Raw genomic sequence first — 22,284 nt, forward strand, 5'->3', positions numbered from 1 at the left:
ACTCTGGAGCACCCCCCATGCCCGAGAACCCGCCCACGCCCGAGAACACCCACGAATACGACTACGTCGTCATAGGCGGCGGCACCGCCGGATCCGTCATCGCCGCCCGTCTCACCGAGAACCCGGATGTCACCGTCGCCGTCATCGAGGGCGGCCCCAGCGATGTCGGCCGCGAGGACGTCCTCACCCTGCGCCGCTGGATGGGCCTGCTCGGCGGCGAGCTGGACTACGACTACCCGACCACCGAACAGCCCCGCGGCAACTCGCACATCCGGCACAGCCGGGCCCGTGTCCTCGGCGGCTGCTCCTCCCACAACACCCTCATCGCCTTCAAGCCGCTGCCGTCCGACTGGGACGAGTGGGAGGCGGCCGGCGCCAAGGGCTGGGGCGCGGTGCCGATGGAGGCGTACTACGCCCGCCTCCTCAACAACATCGTCCCGGTCGACGAGAAGGACCGGAACGCCATCGCCCGCGACTTCGTCGACGCGGCACAGCAGGCGCTCGGCGTCCCCCGCGTCGAGGGCTTCAACAAGAAGCCGTTCAAGGACGGCGCCGGCTTCTTCGACCTGGCCTATCACCCCGAGAACAACAAGCGCTCCAGCGCGTCGGTGGCGTACCTGCACCCGGTGATGGACGAGCGGCCGAACCTGACGATCCTGCTGGAGACCTGGGCGTACCGGCTGGAGCTGAACGGCACCCGCGCCGAGGGCGTGCACGTGCGCGACAAGGACGGCGAGGAGACCCTCGTACGGGCCCGGCGCGAGGTCCTGCTGTGCGCGGGCGCCGTCGACTCGCCCCGGCTGCTGCTGCACTCCGGCATCGGCCCGCGCCAGGACCTCGAAGCCCTCGGCATCCCCGTCGCGCACGACCTGCCCGGCGTCGGCGAGAACCTGCTCGACCACCCCGAGTCCGTGATCGTCTGGGAGACCCACGGGCCCATCCCGGAGAACTCCGCGATGGACTCCGACGCCGGCCTGTTCGTGCGCCGCGACCCCGACCACGCGGGCCCGGACCTGATGTTCCACTTCTACCAGATCCCGTTCACGGACAATCCGGAGCGACTGGGCTACGAGCGCCCGGAGTTCGGCGTCTCCATGACCCCGAACATCCCCAAGCCGAAGAGCCGCGGCCGGCTCTACCTCACCAGCGCGGATCCATCCGTCAAGCCCGCCCTCGACTTCCGCTACTTCACCGACGAGGACGACTACGACGGCCGCACCCTCGTCGACGGGATCCGCATCGCCCGCGAGATCGCGAAGACCGAGCCGCTGGCCGGCTGGCTCAAGCGCGAGGTGTGCCCAGGACCCGAGGTGCTGGGTGACGCCGAGCTGAGCGAGTACGCCCGCAAGGTCGCGCACACCGTGTACCACCCGGCGGGCACCTGCCGCATGGGCGCCGCCGACGACGCACAGGCGGTCGTCGACCCCGAGCTGCGCATCCGCGGCCTGGACGGCATCCGCATCGCCGACGCGTCCGTCTTCCCGACCATGCCCGCCGTGAACCCGATGATCGGGGTGCTGATGGTCGGGGAGAGGGCCGTGGACCTGATCGGAGGTGGTGCGTGATGAGCGGTACTCCCGTCGTGACGAGCGGCACTCCCGTCTTCTCCGTCCAGGGCCTGTGGAAGGTGTTCGGCCCGAAGCCCGAACAGGTCCCCGCCGACCCCGAGCTCACCGCCCTCGACCCCGCCGAACTGCGCACCCGCACCGGCTGCACGGCCGCCGTCCGTGACGTGGGCTTCGATGTGCGCAAGGGCGAGGTGTTCGTCGTCATGGGCCTGTCCGGCTCCGGCAAGTCCACGCTGGTGCGCTGTCTCACCCGGCTGATCGAACCGACCGCGGGCACCATCGCCATCGACGGCGAGGACGTCCGCGCCATGGACAAGGCGCGACTGCGCGAACTGCGCCGCCACCGGGCCGCGATGGTCTTCCAGCACTTCGGCCTGCTCCCGCATCGCACGGTCCTCGACAACGTGGCGTACGGCCTGGAGATCCAGGGTGTGTCGCGGGGAGAGCGCCGGGCGCGGGCCGCCGAGGTCGTCACCAAGGTCGGCCTGGAGGGCATGGAGCAGCGGCGGCCCGGCCAGCTGTCGGGCGGCCAGCAGCAGCGCGTCGGCCTGGCCCGCGCGCTCGCCGCCGACCCCGAAGTCCTCCTCTTCGACGAGCCGTTCAGCGCGCTCGACCCGCTGATCCGGCGCGACATGCAGGAGGAGGTGATCCGGCTGCACCGCGAGGAGGGCCGCACGATGGTCTTCATCACCCACGACCTGAACGAGGCCCTCAAACTCGGCGACCGCATCGCCCTCATGCGCGACGGCCGGATCGTGCAGCTGGGCACCCCGGAGGAGATCGTCGGCTCCCCGGCCGACGACTACGTACGCGAGTTCGTCCGGGACGTCCCGCGCGAGCAGGTCATGACCGTGCGTACGGCCATGCGCACCGGCGACTGCGGAGGCCAGGACCACCCCGGCGCCCTCGCCCCCGACACCGTCGTCGCCGACGCGATCAGGACCGTTGCCGACAGCGGCAGGGCGGCCTGCGTGGTGCGGGACGGCCACTGCCTGGGGGTCGTCGACCACGAGCGGTTGCTCGGCGTGGTCGCCGGAACGGAGCCGCACAAGGAGCCCCAGAAGGAGGCGGCGTGATGGCGACGGTCACTGCTCCCGCCCCGCGCACGGCCCTGCCGGGCATCCTCAGACACCGTGCCGTGGCCAAGCTCCTGCTCCTCGCGCTCGCCGCGGCCGTCCTCGTCCCCCTCTCGGGCGCCCGCTGGGCCGACGGCAGCTGGCCGCACGCGCTCACCGTCGACCTGTCCGGGCCGCTGTCCAGGGCCAGCGACTGGATCATCGACAACCGCGACAGCCACCCCCTGTTCCTCTACTTCTTCGGCTACGTCAGCAACGCGGTCGTCCTCTCCGTACGCGCCGTGTACCTGCTGCTCCTCGGCGCCGGCTGGGCGGGCGTGACGGCCTTCGGCGCGCTCGTCGCCTGGCGGGTCGCCGGCGTACGCCTCGCGCTCGGCACGGCTGCCGCGTTCCTCGTCTGCGGGCTGCTCGGCATGTGGGTGCCGACCATGCAGACGCTCGCCCTCATGGTGGCCGCGGTCCTCGCGTCCGTCGTCGTGGGCGCCCTGCTCGGTCTCGCCGCGGGTCTGTCCGACCGCATGGACCGGGCGCTGCGCCCGGTCCTCGACACCATGCAGGTGATGCCCGCCTTCGCGTACCTGCTCCCCGTCGTGCTCGTCTTCGGCATCGGTGTCCCGGCCGCCGTACTGGCCACCGTCGTCTACGCCGCCCCGCCCATGGCCCGCCTCACCTCGCTCGGCCTGCGCGGCGCCGACCAGGGGGTCCTGGAGGCCGTGGAGTCGCTGGGTGCCACCGGCCGCCAGCGCCTGCTGACCGCCCGGATCCCGCTCGCCCGCAGGGAACTCCTCCTCGGCCTCAACCAGACGATCATGATGGCGCTGTCCATGGCCGTCATCGCGTCGGTGATCGGCGCGGGCGGCCTCGGTGACCGCGTCTACCAGGCGCTGGCCTCGGTCGACGTGGGCGCGGCACTCGCCGCCGGAATCCCGATCGTGCTGCTCGCCGTCGTCCTGGACCGGGTGACGGGCGCCGCGGGGGAGAACCTCGGCAGCGCGCAACCCCGGCGAGGGCCGTGGGCGTACGCCCTCGCCGCCATCGTCGCCGTGGCCCTCATCGGCCGCATGGTGGGCCGCCTCGACTGGCCCGGCGTCTGGACGGTGCACATCGCCGAGCCGGTCAACCGCGCCGTCGACTGGATGACCGCCCACCTGTACTCGGGCGTCCCGTACGTGGGCGGCACCGCCGACTGGGCGGGCCACTTCACCACCTGGGTGCTGGATCCGCTCCGCGACGGCCTCCAGTGGCTGCCCTGGTGGTCGGTGCTGCTCGTCGTCGCGGCCCTCGCCTGGCTGATCGGCACCTGGCGCACCGCGCTCACCGCCGTCCTCGCCATGGCCGCGATCGGCGTGCTCGGCGTGTGGGAACCGTCCCTGGACACGCTGTCGCAGGTCCTCGCGGCCGTCGCCGTCACCCTCGTCCTCGGTTTCGCGACAGGCATCGCGGCCGCCCGCAGCGACCGCTTCGAACGAGCGCTGCGCCCGGTCCTGGACGTCTTCCAGACGATGCCGCAGTTCGTGTACCTGATCCCGGTTGTGGCCCTCTTCGGCGTAGGCCGCGCGCCGGCGGTGGCCGCCGCGATCGTGTACGCGCTCCCGGCCGTCGTCCGCATCACCACCCAGGGCCTGCGCCAGGTCGACCCGGCCGCCATGGAGGCGGCCCGCTCGCTCGGCGCGACCAGCGGCCAGCAGTTGTGGCAGGTCCAGCTCCCGCTCGCCCGGCGGTCGTTGCTGCTCGCCGTCAACCAGGGCGTGGTCCTGGTCCTCGCCGTCGTCATCATCGGCGGCCTGGTCGGCGGCGGCGCGCTCGGCTACGACGCCGTCTTCGGCCTCGCGCAGGGCGACCTCGCGACCGGCCTGGTGGCCGGCGCCGCGATCGTCTGCCTCGGCCTGATGCTCGACCGGGTGACCCAGCCGACCGAGCGACGCCCGAAGAAGGGAGCGTGACATGCGACTTCGTACGACATCCGCGGTGGCCGGCGCGGCGGCACTCCTGCTGCTGACCGGCTGCGGCGCCGCCGACATGACCAAGCAGGCCTCGCCCTTCGCGGGCGCCCAGGGCGCGAAGACCGTGACCCTGTCCGTGCAGTCCTGGGTGGGCGCACAGGCCAACGTGTCCGTGGCCCAGTACATCCTGGAAAACAAGCTCGGCTACCGCGTCGACACCGTCCAGGTCGACGAGGTCCCCGCCTGGGACGCCCTCAGCCAGGGCCGGGTCGACGCGATCCTGGAGGACTGGGGCCACCCAGACCAGGAGAAGCGGTACGTCGACGACAAGAAGACGATCGCCTCCGGCGGCGGCCTCGGCGTCACCGGGCACATCGGCTGGTACGTCCCCACGTACTTCGCCAAGCAGCACCCCGACGTCACCGACTGGAAGAACCTCAACAAGTACGCCTCGCAGCTGCGCACCGCCGAGAGCGGCGGCAAGGGTCAGCTGATGGACGGCTCGCCCTCCTACGTCACCAACGACAAGGCGCTGGTGAACAACCTGAAGCTGGACTACCAGGTGGTGTTCGCCGGTTCGGAGGCCGCGCAGATCACCCAGATCAAGCAGTTCGCGAAGGAGAAGAAGCCCTTCCTCACCTACTGGTACGCGCCGCAGTGGCTCTTCAAGAAGGTCCCGATGACAGAGGTGAAGCTGCCGGCGTACAAGGAGGGCTGCGACACGGACGCCGCGAAGGTCGCCTGCGCCTATCCGCACACCCCGCTGCAGAAGTACCTCAACGCGGACTTCGCGAAGAGCGGGGGCAAAGCGGCCGCCTTCCTGAAGAAGTTCAAGTGGACGACCGAGGACCAGAACGAGGTCTCCCTGATGATCGCCGACCAGAAGCTGAGCTCCGACGAGGCGGCGAAGAAGTGGGTGGACAGCCACCCCTCGACGTGGAAGGCGTGGCTGTCCTGAGGGTCAGTGACCCAGCCCGGCCGCGATCTCCCGCAGCGACTGCTCCGCGCGCCGCTGGAGACCCGGGCCGAACGTGACGCGGGTGGCCTCGAGTTCACCGAGCTCGGTGGGCGAGGGGCCACTGCCGTCGAGCCGGGCCAGCATGTTCACCGGCCCCTGGATCCCGGCCCGCAGCAGCGGCAGTACTGTCACCGGGGCGGCGATCGGATACACGCAGTCGGCGCCCGCGGCGATGTACAGCGCGGCCCGCTCGATGGCCCGTTCGGGATCGGCGACCCTGCGGACGAAGGTGTCGATGCGCGCGTTGACGAAGAGCCGGCCGGCGGCGGCCGACCGCACCTCGGCCAGCCAGTCGGCGTGTTCCCGCGGGTCCTTGAGGACACCGCCGACGGAGTCCTCAAGGTTGCATCCCACGGCCCCCGTCTCCAGCACGCGCTCCACCAGCTCCTTCGGCGTGAGCCCGTACCCCCCTTCCAGGTCCGCCGACACCGGCACGTCCACGGCCCGCACGATCCGCGCCACCGCCGCGAACATCTCGTCGGCCGGGGTCGCCCCGTCCGCGTACCCCAGCGAGGCCGCGACCCCGGCGCTGGGCGTGGCCAGCGCCGGGAAACCGGCCTCGGCGAAGACCCGGGCGCTCGCCGCGTCCCAGGGGCCGGGCAGGACGAGGGGGTCGCCCGGGGACGGCCGGCGGTGCAGCGCGCGGAAGATCTCGGCCTTGCTCACGGCTGGTAACCCCCGGGCGGGACACGGCGGCTGACCATCACCCGGTTCCAGTTGTTGATGGCGACGATCAGGCCGATGAGGTGAGCGAGCCGGCCGTCGTCGAAATGCCTGGCGGCCTCCTCGTACACCCCGTCGGGCACGAACCCGTCGGTCAGGACCGTCACCGCCTCCGTCAGCGCGAGCGCCGCCCGCTCCCGGTCGTCGTAGATGTCGTCCCCGGCCTCCTCCCAGGCGCTCAGCAGATCGAGCTGCTTCTCGCTCACCCCGTGCTTGCGGGCGATGGCGAGGTGCATGTCGAGGCAGAAGGCGCAGTGGTTGAGCTGCGAGGCCCGGATCACGACCAGTTCGGCGAGACCGGGGTCGCCGAGGCCCTTCTTCGCGGCCGCGCTGAGCGTGGACATGGCCTTGCCGACCTCGCGGTCGAGGAGCGACGTACGTTCCGTCACTTGAAGTCGCCCGCCTTGTAGTGACCCGGCACCGCACGCGTGGTCACGCCGAACCGGTTCCACGCGTTGATCACCGCGATCGTGGCGATGAGCTGGGCGAGCTCCGCCTCCTCGAAGTGCTTGGCGGCCTTCTCGTACACCTCGTCCGGCACGAACCCGTCGGTCAGGACCGTGACCGCCTCGGTCAGCTCGATCGCCGCGAGCTCCTTCTCCGTGTAGAAGTGCTTCGACTCCTCCCACGCGCTCAGCTGCACGATGCGGTGGACGCTCTCGCCGGCCGCGAGCGCGTCCTTCGTGTGCATGTCGAGGCAGAACGCGCAGTGGTTGAGCGAGGAGGCGCGCAGCCGCACCAGCTCCACCAGCCCGGGGTCGAGGCCCTGCTTGGCGGCCGCGTCGAGGCGGACCATCGTCCGGTAGACCTCGGGGGCGTGCTTGGCCCAGGACATCCGGGGCGGCTGTTCGGGGGCGTACCCGTCGGTCGTCGTGATGTCGTCGTGCGTCGTCATGCCATCGACACTAGGAGCAAGGCAGCCCAGGAGTATGGTCCATTTCCATGGCGAAATCCTGGGCCACTTTGGGTGTCGACCTGCATCTCGAACCGACCGGACCGGGCCTGCGGCGCGGCCTGACCGACGCCCTGCGCGAGGCGGTCCGCAGCGGCCGTCTGGCCCCCGGCACGCGGCTGCCGTCCTCCCGTTCGCTCGCCGCAGACCTGGGCATCGCCCGCAACACGGTCGCCGACGCCTACGCCGACCTGGTCGCCGAGGGCTGGCTGACCGCGCGCCAGGGCTCCGGCACCCAGGTCGCCGAACGCGCCGTACCCCAGCCACCCGACCGTCCCGCACCCCACCCGCGCCGGCCCGGCCGCCCCACGTACAGCCTCGTCCCGGGCACCCCGGACCTCGCCTCCTTCCCGCGCACCGAGTGGCTCAAGGCCGCCCGCCGCGCCCTCGCCGCCGCCCCGAACGACGCCCTCGGCTACGGCGACCCCCGCGGCCGCGTCGAACTGCGCACCGCGCTCGCCGCCTACCTCTCCCGGGCCCGGGGCGTACGCACGGCCCCCGACCGCATCATCATCTGCTCCGGGTTCGCCCAGGGGCTGCGGCTGCTCGGCGAGGTACTGCACGCCCGCGGGCTGCGCACGCTGGCCGTCGAGTCGTACGGCCTGGACGTGCACCGCGGCCTCGTCGAGCGCACCGGCCTGCGCACGGTCCCGCTCCCCTTCGACGACCTCGGCACCCGCACCGAGGACATGACCGGGGTCCGGGCGGTGCTGCTGACCCCGGCGCACCAGTTCCCGATGGGCGTGGCCCTGCGCCCCGAGCGGCGGGCCGCCGTCGTCGACTGGGCCCGCCGCACCGGCGGCCTGATCCTGGAGGACGACTACGACGGCGAGTTCCGCTACGACCGCCAGCCCGTCGGCGCCCTGCAGGACCTCGACCCCGAGCACGTGGTCTACCTGGGCACGGCCAGCAAGTCCCTCGCCCCCGGCCTGCGGCTGGGCTGGATGGTGCTGCCCCCGTCCCTGGTCCCCGAGGTCGTCGCGGCCCGCGGCGCGTCCACCGGCGTCCTGGACCAGCTGACCCTCGCCGAGTTCATCACCTCCGGCGCCTACGACCGCCACGTGCGCGCCGCCCGCCAGCGCTACCGGCGCCGCCGCGACGCCCTCGTCGCGGCCCTCGCCGACCGCGCACCGGACGCCCGCGTCACCGGCATCGCCGCCGGCCTGCACGCCGTCGTCCGGCTCCCGCCCGGCACCGAGCAGTCGGTGATCCAGGCGGCCGCCTGGCAGGGGCTGGCCCTCCAGGGCCTGTCCCGCTTCCGCCACGAGCTGGCCACCACCGAGCCCCTGGACGCCCTCGTCGTCGGCTACGGCACCCCGTCGGACCACGCGTGGGCGGGCACGCTGGAGGCGCTGTGCCGGGCGCTGCCGTAGGGCGGTGTCGGACGGATGCCTGCCCCGGTCCTCCTCGAACTGGCCCTTTCCTCATGGGGTTCGGGGCCGGGTGCCGTAAGCAGACTGCCCGATTACGTCCCCTTACGCCCCGCCCTCATTGCCCTCCGTAGACGCCGGTGCTGGACTTGGGCCGACATTCGGGCGCGGCCTCGGGGGAGGTTCTGCCATGAGCGCTACCGCCATGCCCGGGGGACACCACGGACACGCGGGGTTCCTCGGACACGCGGGGTTCCTCGGGCACACGGCGTTCCTCGGACGCGCGGGCGAACTCGCCGGTCTGCGCACGCTGTACGAGGAGGCGTCGGGCGGACGGCCCCGGCTGGTCGCCGTCGAGGGCCCCGCCGGCATCGGCAAGACCGCGCTCGTCCGGCACTTCGTCACCGGCACCGCCAGGGGCGGCGTCCTGACCGCGGCCGGCGCGGAGAACGAGACGTCGCTGCCGTACGGGGTGCTGGGCCGGCTCCTCGGCCGGCCCGTGCACGCCGACCCGCTCACCGCCGGGGCCGGGCTGCTCGAACCGCTGGGCGAGATGCAGCGCCGGGAACCCGTCGTGCTCGTCGTGGACGACGCGCACTGGGCGGACGCGCCGTCGCTGCACGCCCTCACCTTCGCCCTGCGCCGGCTGCGCGCGGACCGTGTGCTGTGCCTGGTCGTGGTGCGCGACCTCGGTGACGGCCGGCTGCCCGACGGACTGCACCGGCTTCTCACCGACGACACCGCCGTACGGCTGCGCGTCGGCGGCCTCGACGTCACGGACGTCGTAGGACTCAGCGCCCGGCTGCTGCCCGAACCGCTGCCCCCGGCCGCTGCCCGGCGACTGCACGCCCACACCGGCGGCAACCCGCTGCACTGCCGGGCCCTGCTGGAAGAGGTGCCGGCGGCCACGCTGCGCCGCGCCGACGCCCCGCTGCCCGCCCCGCAGTCGTACACCCGCTTCGTCCTGAACCGGCTCGCGCGCTGCGGCCCGCCCGCCCGCGACCTGGTGCGGGCCGCGGCCGTACTCGGCACTCACTGCACCCTTGCCCGCGCCGCCCGCCTCGCCGGCATCGAGGAACCGCTGCCCGCCCTCGCCGAGACCCTGGCCCACGAGCTGCTCCACGAGATCCCGGGCACGGGAGCGATCGGCATCGCCTTCACCCACCCCCTGGTCCGCGCCGCCGTCTACCACGCGCTCGGCCCCGTACGGCGTACCGCCCTGCACACCCGGGCCGCCGCGGCCGAGGACGACGAGTACCCGCGGCTGCACCACCGGGTGCTCGCCGCGCACGGCCCCGACGAGAAGCTGGCCGCCGAACTCGCCGACTGCGCACGGCGGCGCGGCGCCGTGGGCCGTTGGGTGGAGGCCGCGCCGCTGCTGCGCCACGCGGCCGCGCTGACCGCGAGCCCCAGGGAGCGGGGACGGCTGGACTGCGAGGCCGTCGAGGCGCTGCTGTTCGACGGCAGAGAAGAGGAAGCGAGCAGCGTGGTGGCCGGCCTCCCCGACGCGACCGACACGGCCGTACGCTGCTGCGCCCGCGGCCATCTCGCCCTGGTCGCCGGACGCGTCGGACAGGCCCGCACACTGCTGGACGAGGCCTGGCGACTGCGCACACCCGGCGCGGACCCCGGGCTGGAGGCGCGGATCGCGGAACAGTACGTGATGGTCCACATGATGACCGGCCACGCATCCCTGTGCTGCCGCTGGGCGGACACGGCGCGGCGGGGGGATGGTTCGGCGGGGGCGGACATGGCCCGGCGGGGGGATGGTTCGGCGGGGGTGGGCGGGGCCCTGTGCGGGGATGGTTCGGCGGGGGTGGGTGGGAACCTGTGCGGTGACGGACCGGCTGGGGCAGGTGGTGCTTGGCATGGTGACGGCCAGGCCCGGGCGGTGGGTGCTTGGCATGGTGACGGCCCGGCCCGGGCGGTGGGTGCTTGGCATGGTGACGGCCCGGCCCGGGCGGTGGGTGCTGTGCGTGGTGGCGGGCGGGCGCGGGCCGGTGGGACTTTGCGGTTCGTTCACCTGGTCGCCCTCGGTCATCTCGGCGCCTACGACGAGGCCTTCGCCCTGGCCGAAGGGCTGCCGGACGCCCCGCTGGTGGGGCCGCAGGATGTCGAACTCCTCCTCGGCAGGGGCACGCTGTACCTCTACACCGACCATGTCGCACAGGCCCGCGCCGACCTGGAGAGCGCCGTCGAACTCGCCCGCAAGGGCCCCGTACCCCTGCGGGTGATCGCCCTGGCCATCCTCGCCAAGACCGAGTTCCTGTGCGGCGACTGGGACCTGGCGGAGCTGCACTGGGAGACGGCGTCCTCGGTCGCCGCGGACCTCGGCCAGCGATGGATCGCCCCCGTGGTGCACGCCGAGGCCGCGCTCCCGCTCGCGGCCCGCGGCGCGTTCGAACGCGCCGACGAGCATCTGCGGCACGCCCAAGGCGCTCCCGTGGTCCGGGAGTCCACGATGCTCGAGATCTTTGTGACGTACGGCCGCGCCTTCCTCGCCCACGTCCGCGGCGACCCCGTCACCGCCGCCCGCTTGCTGCGGCCGCTGCTCATCCACGAGGACCTGGACTTCACCGCGGAGACGACCAACATCCCCTGGCGCGACCTCCTCGCCGACTCCCTGCTGGCGGCCGGCGAACCGGACGAGGCCGAGAAGGTGCTGGACGCGCTGGAGGAACGGGCCGCCCGCCGCTCACGCGCCTCGACACTCGCCGCCGTACACCGCATGCGCGGCGCCCTGTACGCGGCCCGCCGCGAGCCCAAGCTCGCCCGGGACGCCTACACCGAGGCGCTCGACCGCGTCACCCGCCTCGGTCTGCCCTTCCAGCAGGCCCGTACCGAGCTCGACTTCGGGGCCTTCCTGCGCCGGACCGGCCGCCGTGCCCCGGCCCTGGAGCTGCTGCGGACGGCCCGGTCGCGGTTGGCCGTCCTCGGCGCGGTCCCCCTCCTCAGGGACTGCGACCGGGAACTGGCCGCCTGCGGCGCCGCCCCCGAGGCTGCGTCACCCTCCTGGGCACGGGAGCGGCTCACCCCACAGGAGTACGCCGTGGCCCAACTCGCGGCGACCGGCCTGACCAACCGCCGGATCGCACGCGAGCTGGTCCTCAGCGCGAAGACCGTCGAGTACCACCTGAGCCATGCCTACGCCAAGCTGGGCATCCGGTCCCGGGTGGAACTCGTCGGGTGTCTCGCCGCGGGCCCTACCTGGGAAGGATCTGGAACTGCGGACTGACGGCGAAGGTCACGCCGGGGTCGCTGGTCCCGTACAGCACCGAGCCGTGGGCCTGGACCATGTGCCCCTTGCGGGCGTCCAGTTCCGCGCGGTCGATGACGAACACGAAGCTGGCCGGGAGGTTCGGCCAGTTGGCGTCGGTGAAGTTTCCCGCCACCTCGTTGGCCGTGGCCGCGTTGAGCACACGCGCGGGAATCGCGGTCAGATCGTTGAGGTCACGCAGGATGAGCGTCACGATGTACTTGCCCGCGTTCTGGTGCAGCGTCCCGCCGGCTTCGGCCTCCAGCACGATCTCCGCGTCGGTCTTCGGGTCCAGCGTGAAGTCCGCGATCGGGCCCTTGGGCTCGCGGCTGAACACGCGCACGATCTGGGCGTCGTTCGGTCCCATGAGTTGCCCCCTTTTCTTCCGGCCGGCTCTCCGGCCGTGCAGTCGAACGCTAGGGAGCGGGACGGGGCCGCGGCCTCAGGGAAGGGCTAGGGGAAATCCCCGGGGTGCGAGGGCACCGCACGCGGTTCCGCCGCCGTCTCCTGCGGTGCCTCCCCGAACCGCGCCAGCGCCAGCGCACCCGCCACCGCGACCGCGAAACCGAGAACCGCCAGCCAGGCGAGCCCCTCACGCGTACGGTCCCCGAGCCACACCACCCCCACCGCCGCCGGCCCGATCGTCTCCCCGATCACCATCCCGGCGGTGGCCGTCGTCACCGAGCCGCGCTGCAACGCCGACGTCAGCAGCAGGAACGCGGCCCCGCCGCCGAGCAGCAGCGCGTACGCCGCCGGATTGGCGAGCAGCGCGCCGGGGGAGAGGTCGTCGATGAGCCGGACCGCCACCTCGACGACCCCGAACCCGAAGCCCGCGCCCAGCCCGAGCAGCAGGGCCCGCCCGCGTTCCGGGAGCCGCCCCGCCACCAGCCCCAGCAGCAGCACGGCCCCGGCCGCGGCGAGCATCGCGTACTTCAGCGCGGTCGACCCGGCCCGATCGCCCTCCGGCCCGGACGCCAGCCCCAGCATCGCCAGACCCGCGCACACCACCCCCACCGCGCCCCACTCGATCCGGCTCAGCCGCACCCGCAGCAGCCGCGCCGCGACCACCGCCGTCACGGCGAGACTCGAGGCCAGCGCCGCGCCGACGGCGTAGATCGGGATCGAGCGCAGCGCCGCGATCTGCAACAGGAACCCGAGCCCGTCCAGCGCGAGCCCCGCCAGATACCGCCACTGCCGCAGCGCCCGCAACAGCAGCGCCGCCTCCCCGCCGCCGGAGGCCGCGGCCGTCCGCGCGGCCATCGCCTGCAACACCGTTGCCGTGCCGAAGCAGACCGCCGCACCGAGCGCGCACACCATCCCAAAGAGCACGAAGTGACTGTAGGGGAGGACGTAGGGAAGGGGGCTCCTGCACGAGGTCTCTCACCGATCTCTAGGCTGACCGCCAGGACAGCCCGCCGAGCGGCGGGCCGGGCAACGGGGGAGACACCACATGGCGGAGACACGCAGACGGCTGCGGTCGAGCACGGTCGTGCTCGGCGGGATGGGAGTCATCGCGGCGGCCCTGACCTCCTGCGGATCAGAGCCCGACCGCCGGTGTGTGGACCGCGACAGCTACGACACCCTCGACGGCTACCGGATCATCGCCGACAAGAACTGCAAGTCGAGTTCCTCAGGCTCCTCGTCGACCTCCAAGACCAGCAAGAGCAGCAAGAAGACCGGCGCCGGGACGAGCAAGAGCGTCGACGCCGCCTGGTACTACGACTCCGAAGTCAGCGGCAAGTATGCCGACTACGGCACCTTCAGCCGCAGCGAGGCCGTCGACCGCGGTGGCTTCGGCTGCTCGGGCTCCGGCAGCGGCGGCGGCTGAGCGGACCACGGGAACGCACGGACACGCGCGGGAACGCACGGAACGCCGGGAACGCACAGGACACACGGGAACGCACGCCATGGAACGCCGCACCATCGAGCCCCGCCCCGGCTGGCAGCAGACTGTCGAGGAACAGGGGCTCGTCTATCCGCTCACCCGCCACCCCGACGACTCCCTGCGCCCCTACTGGGACGAGAGCGCCTACTACGCCTTCACCCTGGAGGAGGTCGAGGCGCTCGAAGACGTCGTCGAGGAACTCCACCGCATGTGCCTGGCGGCGGCGGACCACATCGTCACCGCCGACCGCTTCGCCGACCTCGGCATCACTGACCCGCGCGTGGTGGCCACGGTCGCCGAGGCCTGGCACCGCCGCGCCGAACTCCCCTCCGTCTACGGCCGCTTCGACCTCCGCTACGACGGCACCGGCCCGGCCAAGCTCCTCGAGTACAACGCGGACACGCCCACCTCCCTGGTCGAGGCCGCCTCACCCCAGTGGTTCTGGATGGAGGACCGCTTCCCCGGCGCCGACCAGTGGAACTCCCTCCATGAACGCCTCGTCGACGCCTGGAAGAAGCAGGGCCCCCTCCTCCCGCCGGGCAACCCCCTGTACTTCGCGCACTCCACCGCCGACGAACTCGGCGAGGACCTGATGACGGTCGCCTACCTGAAGGAGACCGCCGAGCAGGCGGGCCTGGACACCGCCTGGATCCCCATGGAGGAGATCGGCTGGGACCCGCTCTCCGGCCGTTTCGTCGACAACCGGCTGCGCTTCATCCGCAGCTGCTTCAAGCTCTACCCATGGGAGTGGCTCACCACCGACCGCTTCGCCGACCACGTCCTCGACACCGTGGACAACGGCGGCGGCACGGGCACCACCCTCTGGATCGAGCCCGCTTGGAAGATGCTCCTCAGCAACAAGGCCCTGCTGGCGATCCTCTGGGAGCTCTACCCGGGCCACCCCAACCTGCTCCCCTCCTACCTCGACGGCCCTCGCGACCTGGCGGCCACGACCGGCTACGTGGCCAAGCCCCTCCTCGGCCGCGAGGGCGCCGGAGTGACGGTCCACAAGCCCGGCACCGGCATCGACGCCGACACCGCCCCTGTCCTCCGGGACGAACCCTGCTGCTACCAGGAACTGGCTCCTCTCCCCGCCTTCGACGGCAACCACGTCGTCCTCGGCGCCTGGGTCGTCGCGGACGAGTCCGCCGGCCTCGGCATCCGCGAGTCCTCCGGCCTGATCACCGACGAGTACGCACGCTTCCTGCCGCACGTGATCCTCTGAGGGCCCATCTACGGGCCCGTCTGAGGGCCCACCTACAAGTCCAGCACCGCCCGCAGCTGATCCAGTCCCCAGTCCAGATCCTCCTTCCCGATCACCAGCGGCGGCGCGATCCTGATCGTCGAGCTGTGCGTGTCCTTCACCAGCACACCCCGGTCCATCAGCCTCTCGGAGACCGCCCGGCCCGTCCCGTACGCCGGAGCGATGTCGATGCCGGCCCACAGTCCGCGCCCGCGTACCGCCGTCACCCGCCCGGTGCCGGTCAGCGTGGCCAGCTCCCGGTGCAGATGCCCGCCCAGCTCGGTGGCCCGCGCCTGGTACTCGCCCGACCGCAGCATCGCGATCACCTCCAGCGCCACCGCGCAGGCCAGCGGATTCCCGCCGAACGTAGACCCGTGCTCCTCGGGCCGGAACACCCCCAGCACCCCGGCGTTCGACACCACCGCCGACACCGGCACGATCCCACCGCCCAGCGCCTTGCCCAGCACATACACATCGGGCACCACGCCCTCGTGCTCGCACGCGAACGTCCGCCCCGTCCTGCCCAGCCCCGACTGGATCTCGTCGGCGACGAACAGCACGTTCCGCTCCCGCGTCAGCTCCCGTACCGCCGGCAGATAACCGGCCGGCGGCACCAGCACCCCCGCCTCACCCTGGATCGGCTCGAGCAGCACGGCCACCGTGTTCTCGGTCAGCGCCGCCCGCATCGCCGTGAGATCCCCGTACGGCACGATCTCGAAGCCCGGCGTGTACGGCCCGAAGTCCGCCCGCGCCTCCGGGTCGGTCGAGAAGCTGATGACCGTCGTCGTACGGCCGTGGAAGTTGTTGCCCGCGACCACGATCTTCGCCATCTCCGCCGGCACACCCTTGACCCGGTACCCCCACTTCCGGGCCGTTTTCACGGCCGTCTCCACCGCCTCCACGCCCGTGTTCATCGGCAGCACCATCTCCATCCCGCACAGCTCGGCGAGCTCCGTGCAGAACGCCCCGAACCGGTCGTGGTAAAACGCCCGGGATGTCAGCGTCACCCGTTCCAGTTGTGCCTTCGCCGCCTCGATCAGCCGCCGGTTGCCGTGCCCGAAGTTGAGCGCCGAGTAACCGGCCAGCAGATCCAGATAGCGGCGCCCCTCGACGTCCGTCATCCAGGCGCCTTCCGCCGTGGCAACGACGACCGGCAGTGGGTGGTAGTTGTGCGCGCTGTGCGCCTCGGCCGCGGCGATCAGCGATTCTGTAGCGGTCACGGGATCTCCAGAAGTCAGGCTGACCTCCTTACTATCGTCGCTCGCATGGTGGACGCGGGACCTTGGCCCCGCGACGCGCCCGGTAGGCTTTCCGGCAGGCCGTGACTGGCGCGCTGGGATGGGACGGACCATCGGGGAGCGGCCTGTGAGTGATCAGTGCCGTGCGCCTGGGCCGACCCGTGAACCGTGACCGCTCAAAGCCACGCCCGGAGGCCGAGATGACAGAGCAGCAGCCCCTCTCCACCGAGTCCACCGCCTTCCGCGCCGCCCTCGACGTGATCCGCGCCGTCGAGCCGCGCGTCGCCGACGCCATCGGCCAGGAGGTCGCCGACCAGCGCGAGATGCTCAAGCTGATCGCCTCCGAGAACTACGCCTCCCCGGCCACCCTCCTGGCCATGGGCAACTGGTTCAGCGACAAATACGCCGAGGGCACCGTCGGCCGCCGCTTCTACGCCGGCTGTCGCAACGTCGACACCGTCGAGTCCCTCGCCGCCGAACACGCCAAGGAGCTCTTCGGCGCCCGCCACGCCTACGTCCAGCCGCACTCCGGCATCGACGCCAACCTCGTCGCCTTCTGGGCCGTCCTTGCCCAGCGCGTCGAGGCCCCCGCCCTGGAGAAGGCCGGCGTCCGCCAGGTCAACGACCTCTCCGAGGCCGACTGGGCCGAGCTGCGCCGCGCTTTCGGCAACCAGCGCATGCTCGGCATGTCCCTGGACGCCGGTGGCCACCTCACCCACGGCTTCCGCCCGAACATCTCCGGCAAGATGTTCGACCAGCGCTCCTACGGCACCGACCCGGCCACCGGCCTGATCGACTACGAGGCCCTGCGCACCTCCGCCCGCGAGTTCAAGCCGCTGATCATCGTGGCCGGCTACTCCGCCTACCCCCGTCTCGTGAACTTCCGCATCATGCGCGAGATCGCCGACGAGGTCGGTGCCACGCTCATGGTCGACATGGCGCACTTCGCGGGCCTGGTCGCCGGCAAGGTCCTCACCGGCGACTTCGACCCGGTCCCGCACGCCCAGATCGTCACCACGACCACCCACAAGTCGCTGCGCGGTCCGCGCGGCGGCATGGTCCTGTGCGACGACTCCCTCAAGGACCAGGTCGACCGCGGCTGCCCGATGGTCCTCGGCGGCCCGCTCCCGCACGTCATGGCCGCCAAGGCCGTCGCCTTCGCCGAGGCGCGTCAGCCCTCCTTCCAGGACTACGCCCAGCGCATCGTCGACAACTCCCGGGCGCTGGCGGAAGGCCTTATGCGGCGGGGCGCCAGTCTCGTGACCGGCGGTACGGACAACCACCTCAACCTGATCGACGTCACCTCCTACGGCCTCACCGGCCGGCAGGCCGAGGCCGCCCTGCTCGAGTCCGGCATCGTCACCAACCGCAACGCCATCCCGGCCGACCCCAACGGCGCCTGGTACACCTCCGGCATCCGTATCGGCACCCCCGCCCTGACCACCCGCGGCCTGGGCACCGCCGAGATGGACGAGGTCGCCGGCCTCATCGACCGCGTCCTGACCACCACCGAGCCCGGCACCACCTCCAAGGGCGCCCCCTCCAAGGCCCAGCACGTCCTCGACCCGAAGATCGCGGACGAGATCTCCCGCCGCGCCACCGACCTCGTGTCGGGCTTCCCGCTGTACCCGGAGATCGACCTCGGCTGACACCTCGGTCCCGACGACGGGCTAAAGATCGATCAGCTCCTGGCGTGGTTCCTCCCGCGGCGGTCCGGCTCCGTGCCGGGCCGCCGCGCGGCGTATCAGCAGCGAGCCGCCGACACCGGCCGCGAACCCCACGGCCAGGCCCGGTACGGCCCACCAGGCGCTGTTTGCAGTCCGGCCGCCCTCGTGCCGGGCGGCCTCGCCCCCAGCGGGCCCGTCGCCGACCCTGCCGAGTACTCCCTCCTGGTGGAGTCGTACGAAGACCGAGCGTGGCGCCCGATGCCAGCGGATGTCGTCGTCGTCCACGTCCGGCGCGGGATCCGAGCGCACCCAGGGCGTGCCGTCCGCCGCCACGACCAGCTGGTCCTGCCGCTCGACGGCCACGTCACCACCCGGTGGCCGGTTCGTCTGCGGCCATCCTCCGACGCCCGTCAGCCCCCACACCACGGTCATGTGCACCGGCGGATAACGGCCTTCCGCCCAGGCATCCGGTACCCGCTCCGTCCCGGTGTACGTCGGCTGCAGCAACTGCCACAGGCCGGCGAAGGCCGACTCCCCGGAGCGCACCACCGTCGTCCGCCCCGAGCCGCCCGCGACGATCATCGCCAGATCCGGGACGTCCCGGTCCTGCCTCCGCGCCTGCGCCGCCGCGTCGGCCGTTGGCATTCCGCACAAGACCACCGCCACTGTCACCGGTACGAGAGCGGCGAGCCGTACTCTCGTCCGTCTCCTTTGCCGTCTCCTTTGCCACGCCATCCGTCCCCCTCCCGGCCCCTTGCAGGGCGTCATACGTCCCGTAGCTCCTGCCGCGGACCCGGCTCCCGCCTCAGGCGGTCCAGCGGCAGTCGTGCGGCGAGCGGTCGCAGGAGCAGCGTCAGTACCGCTCCGGCCGCCGCGCCCGGCAGGGCCCACCACCAGTCGGTGCCGTTGTCGTCCGCCGCCGGTGTGCCGGTCCGCAACGTGGCCGTCTCCGTGTCGGGGGTGGCGGCGGCCGGCGGCTCCGACTGCCAGGGCGCCGGGAAGATCCCGGTGTAGCCCTCGCCCGTGGCCTTGCTCATCACGCCCAGCTTGGTGAGCAGGGTGCGCAGTTGGGCGGGATGGTCGGCGCGGTGCCAGTACCCGTTCGGCGACTCGGGCACATTGGCCGCCGTGTGGATCCAGACGGCCTGGGGCTTGGACTCGACGGGGAAGACCTGGTCCACCCGCCACGGCGCTATGTCGTGTGCCAGCCAGGTGACGTTGATCTGACGCGTGCGGGTCAGGTCGGCCTCGGGCGGCTTGTTACGGGTGCCGCTGTTCGTGGGGCCGAGCAGTTGTTGCAGCTCGTCGTACTCCTTGTCGGAGTAGTACAGCGCGGTGGCCTCCCCGCTCTCCGGCGAGGTCACCAGCACGCTCGTCGGCCCGCCGGCCGAGGCCGACGACGCGCCCCACACCATCAGAGCCAGCGCCACCGCCAACGCCCCCATCAACGCGGCCAGCTCACGAGTGCTGCCCCTCCATTTGCGCATCCCATCCCCCAACCGGTCCGGTACCGAGCGGCCCGCCCGCGAGCCGTGTGTCACTTCTGGTACACCGCCCGACCGGCCGGGGTTCCCACCCCGTGGGCACTAATTCGAGGACTTCTGCGCGGAGTTCTCCGGCCACTGCCCGACGGATTTCGCGATCTCCACCGCCCGCGCCTTCGACGCCACCCCCTCCAGCCGGATCGTCACCTCCCCGGCGTCGGTTCTGTGGGGCCACAGCAGCGTGGGCCCGGCCGTCCGCTTCGTGCGCGTGTAGTGGTCCCCGTCCGCGTCCACCAGCCAGAAGCTCAGCAGATGCGGCCGCGGGAACCACAGGGCGACGTCCACCACGCCGTCGGCAGAGGGCGTCCCGCCCATCGAGATCCACTCCGGCTGCTCGCGCACGCTCTTGGTGAAGCCGACGTCCAGGCCCGCCGGATACTCGTCCAGCCGAATCACGTGCCCGTGCTCGCGCCAGCACAGCGTCACCAGGGACCGGCCCTGAGGCTCACCGGTCACCGTCACCGCGTCCGGCACGCCGAGTGCCCCCGGCACCAGTGGCTCGAACCCGGCCCGGCGCTCGGCCTGCGCGAGTGACACCGAGCGTCCGCAGCCGGGGACCTCGGCGCCGGGCGAGGGCACCGCCGACGGGTCGTACCGCACCTCGACGCCGCCGAAGTCGAACCAGTCGATGACCGCGGCCCGCACCGGGGGCGTGAGCGCGAGGACCGTCAGCAGGCCGCACAGCGCCGCGGTCAGGGAGCGCCACCGCGCCCGTGTCCAGCGCCGGACCGCCCGCAGCCGCTCGCCGGCACCCGGCGGCTGGGCCACCGGGACCGGGACCGCCTCGGCGAGTATCTGCTCCAGCACCCGCTCGACCATCGACTCGGCCCCGGCCGCATCCGGCATGTCCAGCGACCGCCCCAGCGCCCGCAGCTCCTCCGGCAACCGGGAGGCACGCTCATGCGGCTCGCCGTCGGCGCTCACACCGTCGTACGACTCATTCACGCTCATCACCCCCTTCCCGCCCTTCCCGAGGCTGAAATTCCGGCAGCAACCGGCCCAGCTTGCGCAGCGCGCGGTTGAGCCGGGACTTCACCGTCCCCCGGGGCCAGCCCAGCGCCTGGGCGGTTTCGGGCTCGTCCATCTCCAGGAGATAGCGGTAGGTGACGACCAGGCGGTGTTCCTCGCTCAGCTTCTCCAGGGCGGCCAGCAGCGCCGAGCGGCGCTCCGTCTCCAGCGTCGCCACCGCCGGGTCCGCCGACTCCGGTATCAGCGGCTCCGCCTCCGCGAAGGCCGCCTCCCGGCCGGCGAGCGTGCGCTGCCGCGCCGCTGTCCGCACTGTGTTCCTCGTCTCATTGGCGACGATCGCGAGCAGCCACGGCTTGAACGCCGAGCCGTCCCTGAACCGCCCCAGCGAGCAGTAGGCCTTCACGAAGGCCTGCTGCACCACGTCCTCCGCGTCCGCGCCCGCCCCGAGCGCAGCGGCCGCCCGCAGAGCGATGCCCGTATGGGCCCGCACCAGCTCCGCGTACGCCTCCGGCTCTCCGGCGCGTACGCGTGCGATCACCGCGGCCTCATCGACGATGCGGCCCCCCTCCCGCGTCCTCACATTGTTGTTACACCGCGGGAGGCGGATCGGTTCCCATCTGTTTCGGACCAGTTCCGGATCGGCCCGACGGACCTGAGAGAATGGTGAACATGGCCTCTGATCGCCCGCCCGTCACCCACCACCACCCTCAGAGGAATGGCTTCGCCATGTCGAGTAGTTTGCGTGTGCTCTCCGGAATCCAGCCCACCGCAGGCTCGTTCCACCTCGGCAACTACCTCGGCGCCGTCCGTCAGTGGGTGGCCCTGCAGGAGTCCCACGACGCGTTCTACATGGTCGTCGACCTGCATGCGATCACCGTTCCGCAGGACCCGACGGAGCTGCGCGCCAACACCCGTTTGGCCGCCGCCCAGCTTCTCGCGGCCGGCCTCGACCCGGAGCGCTGCACGCTCTTCGTCCAGAGCCACGTTCCCGAGCACGCCCAGCTCGCCTGGGTCATGAACTGCCTCACCGGCTTCGGCGAGGCCTCCCGCATGACCCAGTTCAAGGACAAGTCCGCCAGGCAGGGCTCGGACCGGGCGTCCGTCGGCCTGTTCACGTACCCGGTCCTCCAGGTCGCCGACATCCTCCTCTACCAGGCGAACGAGGTCCCGGTCGGCGAGGACCAGCGCCAGCACGTCGAGCTCACCCGCGACCTCGCCGAGCGCTTCAACGGCCGTTTCGGCCCGACCTTCACCGTCCCGAAGCCGTACATCCTCAAGGAGACGGCGAAGATCTACGACCTCCAGGACCCGTCGATCAAGATGAGCAAGTCGGCGTCCACGCCGAAGGGCCTCATCAACCTCCTCGACGAGCCCAGGGTCACCGCCAAGAAGGTCAAGAGCGCGGTCACCGACACCGACACCGTCATCCGCTTCGACCCGGAGAACAAGCCGGGCGTGAGCAATCTGCTCTCCATCTATTCGAACCTCACCGGGGCGGGTATCACCGAACTGGAAGAGAAGTACGACGGCAAGGGCTACGGTGCGCTCAAGACGGACCTCGCCGAGGTCATGGTCGAGTTCGTGACGCCGTTCCGGGAGCGCACCCAGCAGTACCTGGACGACCCGGAGACGCTGGACTCGATCCTGGCCAAGGGTGCGGAGAAGGCACGCTCCGTCGCCGCGGAAACCCTCTCCCTGACGTACGACCGGGTCGGATTCCTGCCCGCCAAGCACTGAGGCGTACCACGGCACACACGCACCACTGGGCAGAGCGCTGCACATCACTATGGCTGCGCCTGCCCACGGCGCAGTCGTGGCCTTACAGTCGATAG

General features: G+C 72.0%; 20 protein-coding genes and 1 riboswitch. Of the genes, 10 read left to right on the plus strand and 10 right to left on the minus strand.

The window, feature by feature from the left end; translation table 11 throughout:
• The first annotated feature begins 17 nt into the window (after nt 1–17).
• Genes ABT114_RS18210 through ABT114_RS18225 form a run of 4 tightly spaced genes read left to right on the plus strand, consistent with a single transcriptional unit; the run spans nt 18 to nt 5,545 of the window.
• Complete coding sequence (locus ABT114_RS18210; RefSeq protein WP_351143620.1) at nt 18–1,565, plus strand: GMC family oxidoreductase; 1,548 nt, start codon at nt 18–20, stop codon at nt 1,563–1,565.
• A complete protein-coding gene (locus ABT114_RS18215; protein ID WP_351143622.1) occupies nt 1,565–2,644 on the plus strand; it encodes a quaternary amine ABC transporter ATP-binding protein in 1,080 nt (359 codons plus the stop codon). The genes ABT114_RS18210 and ABT114_RS18215 overlap by 1 nt, the downstream gene beginning before the upstream one ends.
• Entirely contained in the window at nt 2,644–4,587 is a 1,944-nt protein-coding gene (locus tag ABT114_RS18220) for an ABC transporter permease (protein WP_351143623.1), read from the plus strand. The genes ABT114_RS18215 and ABT114_RS18220 overlap by 1 nt, the downstream gene beginning before the upstream one ends.
• A gap of 1 nt (nt 4,588) precedes the next feature.
• Nucleotides 4,589–5,545, plus strand: a complete 957-nt coding sequence (locus ABT114_RS18225; RefSeq protein WP_351143625.1) for an ABC transporter substrate-binding protein — start codon at nt 4,589–4,591, stop codon at nt 5,543–5,545.
• A gap of 3 nt (nt 5,546–5,548) precedes the next feature.
• Here ABT114_RS18225 and ABT114_RS18230 read toward each other — a convergent pair whose 3' ends face one another.
• From ABT114_RS18230 to ABT114_RS18240, 3 genes are read right to left on the minus strand one after another with little or no spacing between them, the layout of a single operon-like run.
• A complete protein-coding gene (locus tag ABT114_RS18230) occupies nt 5,549–6,271 on the minus strand; it encodes an isocitrate lyase/PEP mutase family protein (RefSeq protein ID WP_351143627.1) in 723 nt (240 codons plus the stop codon).
• Entirely contained in the window at nt 6,268–6,717 is a 450-nt protein-coding gene (locus ABT114_RS18235; protein WP_351143629.1) for a carboxymuconolactone decarboxylase family protein, read from the minus strand. The genes ABT114_RS18230 and ABT114_RS18235 overlap by 4 nt, the downstream gene beginning before the upstream one ends.
• Entirely contained in the window at nt 6,714–7,223 is a 510-nt protein-coding gene (locus ABT114_RS18240; RefSeq protein WP_351143631.1) for a carboxymuconolactone decarboxylase family protein, read from the minus strand. Before ABT114_RS18240 ends, ABT114_RS18235 begins: the two co-directional genes overlap by 4 nt.
• A gap of 47 nt (nt 7,224–7,270) precedes the next feature.
• On the opposite strand from ABT114_RS18240, the gene pdxR reads away from it, so the two are divergent.
• Nucleotides 7,271–8,653: a MocR-like pyridoxine biosynthesis transcription factor PdxR gene (gene pdxR / locus ABT114_RS18245; RefSeq protein WP_351143633.1), complete on the plus strand. Its 1,383-nt coding sequence runs from the start codon at nt 7,271–7,273 to the stop codon at nt 8,651–8,653.
• 187 nt (nt 8,654–8,840) lie between these two features.
• Entirely contained in the window at nt 8,841–11,885 is a 3,045-nt protein-coding gene (locus ABT114_RS18250; RefSeq protein WP_351143635.1) for a helix-turn-helix transcriptional regulator, read from the plus strand.
• On the opposite strand, the gene ABT114_RS18255 is transcribed toward ABT114_RS18250, so the two are convergent.
• Together ABT114_RS18255 and ABT114_RS18260 are read right to left on the minus strand one after the other, a co-directional pair.
• The gene (locus tag ABT114_RS18255; protein WP_351143637.1) at nt 11,854–12,273 is read right to left on the minus strand and encodes a hypothetical protein; all 420 of its coding nucleotides are present in this window, start codon (nt 12,271–12,273) and stop codon (nt 11,854–11,856) included. The two genes, ABT114_RS18250 and ABT114_RS18255, sit on opposite strands and share 32 nt — an antisense overlap.
• 86 nt (nt 12,274–12,359) lie before the next feature.
• Nucleotides 12,360–13,223, minus strand: a complete 864-nt coding sequence (locus tag ABT114_RS18260; protein WP_351143751.1) for a DMT family transporter — start codon at nt 13,221–13,223, stop codon at nt 12,360–12,362.
• A gap of 133 nt (nt 13,224–13,356) precedes the next feature.
• On the opposite strand from ABT114_RS18260, the gene ABT114_RS18265 reads away from it, so the two are divergent.
• Together ABT114_RS18265 and ABT114_RS18270 are read left to right on the plus strand one after the other, a co-directional pair.
• Nucleotides 13,357–13,734, plus strand: a complete 378-nt coding sequence (locus ABT114_RS18265) for a hypothetical protein (protein ID WP_351143639.1) — start codon at nt 13,357–13,359, stop codon at nt 13,732–13,734.
• Between the two features lie 79 nt (nt 13,735–13,813).
• Entirely contained in the window at nt 13,814–15,016 is a 1,203-nt protein-coding gene (locus ABT114_RS18270; RefSeq protein WP_351143640.1) for a glutathionylspermidine synthase family protein, read from the plus strand.
• A 32-nt stretch (nt 15,017–15,048) separates the two neighbouring features.
• Here the strand turns inward: ABT114_RS18270 and rocD are convergent, their stop codons facing one another.
• The gene (gene rocD / locus ABT114_RS18275; protein ID WP_351143642.1) at nt 15,049–16,254 is read right to left on the minus strand and encodes an ornithine--oxo-acid transaminase; all 1,206 of its coding nucleotides are present in this window, start codon (nt 16,252–16,254) and stop codon (nt 15,049–15,051) included.
• 91 nt (nt 16,255–16,345) lie between these two features.
• Nucleotides 16,346–16,434, plus strand: a riboswitch (ZMP/ZTP riboswitch).
• A gap of 38 nt (nt 16,435–16,472) precedes the next feature.
• Between rocD and ABT114_RS18280 the strand changes: the two genes are divergently transcribed.
• Nucleotides 16,473–17,921 (plus strand): glycine hydroxymethyltransferase, encoded by a 1,449-nt coding sequence (locus ABT114_RS18280; protein ID WP_351143644.1) that lies wholly within the window; start codon nt 16,473–16,475, stop codon nt 17,919–17,921.
• 21 nt (nt 17,922–17,942) lie between these two features.
• On the opposite strand, the gene ABT114_RS18285 is transcribed toward ABT114_RS18280, so the two are convergent.
• The 4 genes from ABT114_RS18285 to ABT114_RS18300 form a co-directional block, all read right to left on the minus strand.
• Entirely contained in the window at nt 17,943–18,584 is a 642-nt protein-coding gene (locus tag ABT114_RS18285) for a hypothetical protein (protein ID WP_351143646.1), read from the minus strand.
• Between the two features lie 119 nt (nt 18,585–18,703).
• Nucleotides 18,704–19,426: a hypothetical protein gene (locus ABT114_RS18290; protein WP_351143648.1), complete on the minus strand. Its 723-nt coding sequence runs from the start codon at nt 19,424–19,426 to the stop codon at nt 18,704–18,706.
• A gap of 99 nt (nt 19,427–19,525) precedes the next feature.
• Nucleotides 19,526–20,434 carry a hypothetical protein gene (locus ABT114_RS18295; RefSeq protein WP_351143650.1) on the minus strand — a complete coding sequence of 303 codons (909 nt, stop codon included), beginning with the start codon at nt 20,432–20,434 and terminating at the stop codon, nt 19,526–19,528.
• Nucleotides 20,421–21,032, minus strand: coding sequence for an RNA polymerase sigma factor (locus ABT114_RS18300; protein ID WP_351143653.1), 612 nt, complete (start codon nt 21,030–21,032; stop codon nt 20,421–20,423). Before ABT114_RS18300 ends, ABT114_RS18295 begins: the two co-directional genes overlap by 14 nt.
• Before the next feature lie 146 nt (nt 21,033–21,178).
• Between ABT114_RS18300 and trpS the strand changes: the two genes are divergently transcribed.
• A complete protein-coding gene (gene trpS, locus ABT114_RS18305; RefSeq protein ID WP_351143655.1) occupies nt 21,179–22,189 on the plus strand; it encodes a tryptophan--tRNA ligase in 1,011 nt (336 codons plus the stop codon).
• The last annotated feature ends 95 nt before the right edge of the window (nt 22,190–22,284 follow it).

The sequence above is a fragment of the Streptomyces sp. NPDC002088 genome, from assembly GCF_040296605.1.
Lineage (GTDB): Bacteria > Actinomycetota > Actinomycetes > Streptomycetales > Streptomycetaceae > Streptomyces.

What these genes read in the sequence shown, in the direction of transcription:
- ABT114_RS18210 (WP_351143620.1), top strand. Translation starts at nt 18, where the DNA reads ATGCCCGAGAACCCGCCCACGCCCGAGAACACCCACGAATACGACTAC.
- ABT114_RS18215 (WP_351143622.1), top strand. Translation starts at nt 1,565, where the DNA reads ATGAGCGGTACTCCCGTCGTGACGAGCGGCACTCCCGTCTTCTCCGTC.
- ABT114_RS18220 (WP_351143623.1), top strand. Translation starts at nt 2,644, where the DNA reads ATGGCGACGGTCACTGCTCCCGCCCCGCGCACGGCCCTGCCGGGCATC.
- ABT114_RS18225 (WP_351143625.1), top strand. Translation starts at nt 4,589, where the DNA reads ATGCGACTTCGTACGACATCCGCGGTGGCCGGCGCGGCGGCACTCCTG.
- ABT114_RS18240 (WP_351143631.1), bottom strand. Translation starts at nt 7,223, where the DNA reads ATGACGACGCACGACGACATCACGACGACCGACGGGTACGCCCCCGAA.
- pdxR (WP_351143633.1), top strand. Translation starts at nt 7,271, where the DNA reads ATGGCGAAATCCTGGGCCACTTTGGGTGTCGACCTGCATCTCGAACCG.
- ABT114_RS18250 (WP_351143635.1), top strand. Translation starts at nt 8,841, where the DNA reads ATGAGCGCTACCGCCATGCCCGGGGGACACCACGGACACGCGGGGTTC.
- ABT114_RS18255 (WP_351143637.1), bottom strand. Translation starts at nt 12,273, where the DNA reads ATGGGACCGAACGACGCCCAGATCGTGCGCGTGTTCAGCCGCGAGCCC.
- ABT114_RS18260 (WP_351143751.1), bottom strand. Translation starts at nt 13,223, where the DNA reads ATGGTGTGCGCGCTCGGTGCGGCGGTCTGCTTCGGCACGGCAACGGTG.
- ABT114_RS18265 (WP_351143639.1), top strand. Translation starts at nt 13,357, where the DNA reads ATGGCGGAGACACGCAGACGGCTGCGGTCGAGCACGGTCGTGCTCGGC.
- ABT114_RS18270 (WP_351143640.1), top strand. Translation starts at nt 13,814, where the DNA reads ATGGAACGCCGCACCATCGAGCCCCGCCCCGGCTGGCAGCAGACTGTC.
- ABT114_RS18280 (WP_351143644.1), top strand. Translation starts at nt 16,473, where the DNA reads ATGACAGAGCAGCAGCCCCTCTCCACCGAGTCCACCGCCTTCCGCGCC.
- ABT114_RS18285 (WP_351143646.1), bottom strand. Translation starts at nt 18,584, where the DNA reads ATGCCAACGGCCGACGCGGCGGCGCAGGCGCGGAGGCAGGACCGGGAC.
- ABT114_RS18290 (WP_351143648.1), bottom strand. Translation starts at nt 19,426, where the DNA reads ATGCGCAAATGGAGGGGCAGCACTCGTGAGCTGGCCGCGTTGATGGGG.
- ABT114_RS18295 (WP_351143650.1), bottom strand. Translation starts at nt 20,434, where the DNA reads ATGAGCGTGAATGAGTCGTACGACGGTGTGAGCGCCGACGGCGAGCCG.
- trpS (WP_351143655.1), top strand. Translation starts at nt 21,179, where the DNA reads ATGTCGAGTAGTTTGCGTGTGCTCTCCGGAATCCAGCCCACCGCAGGC.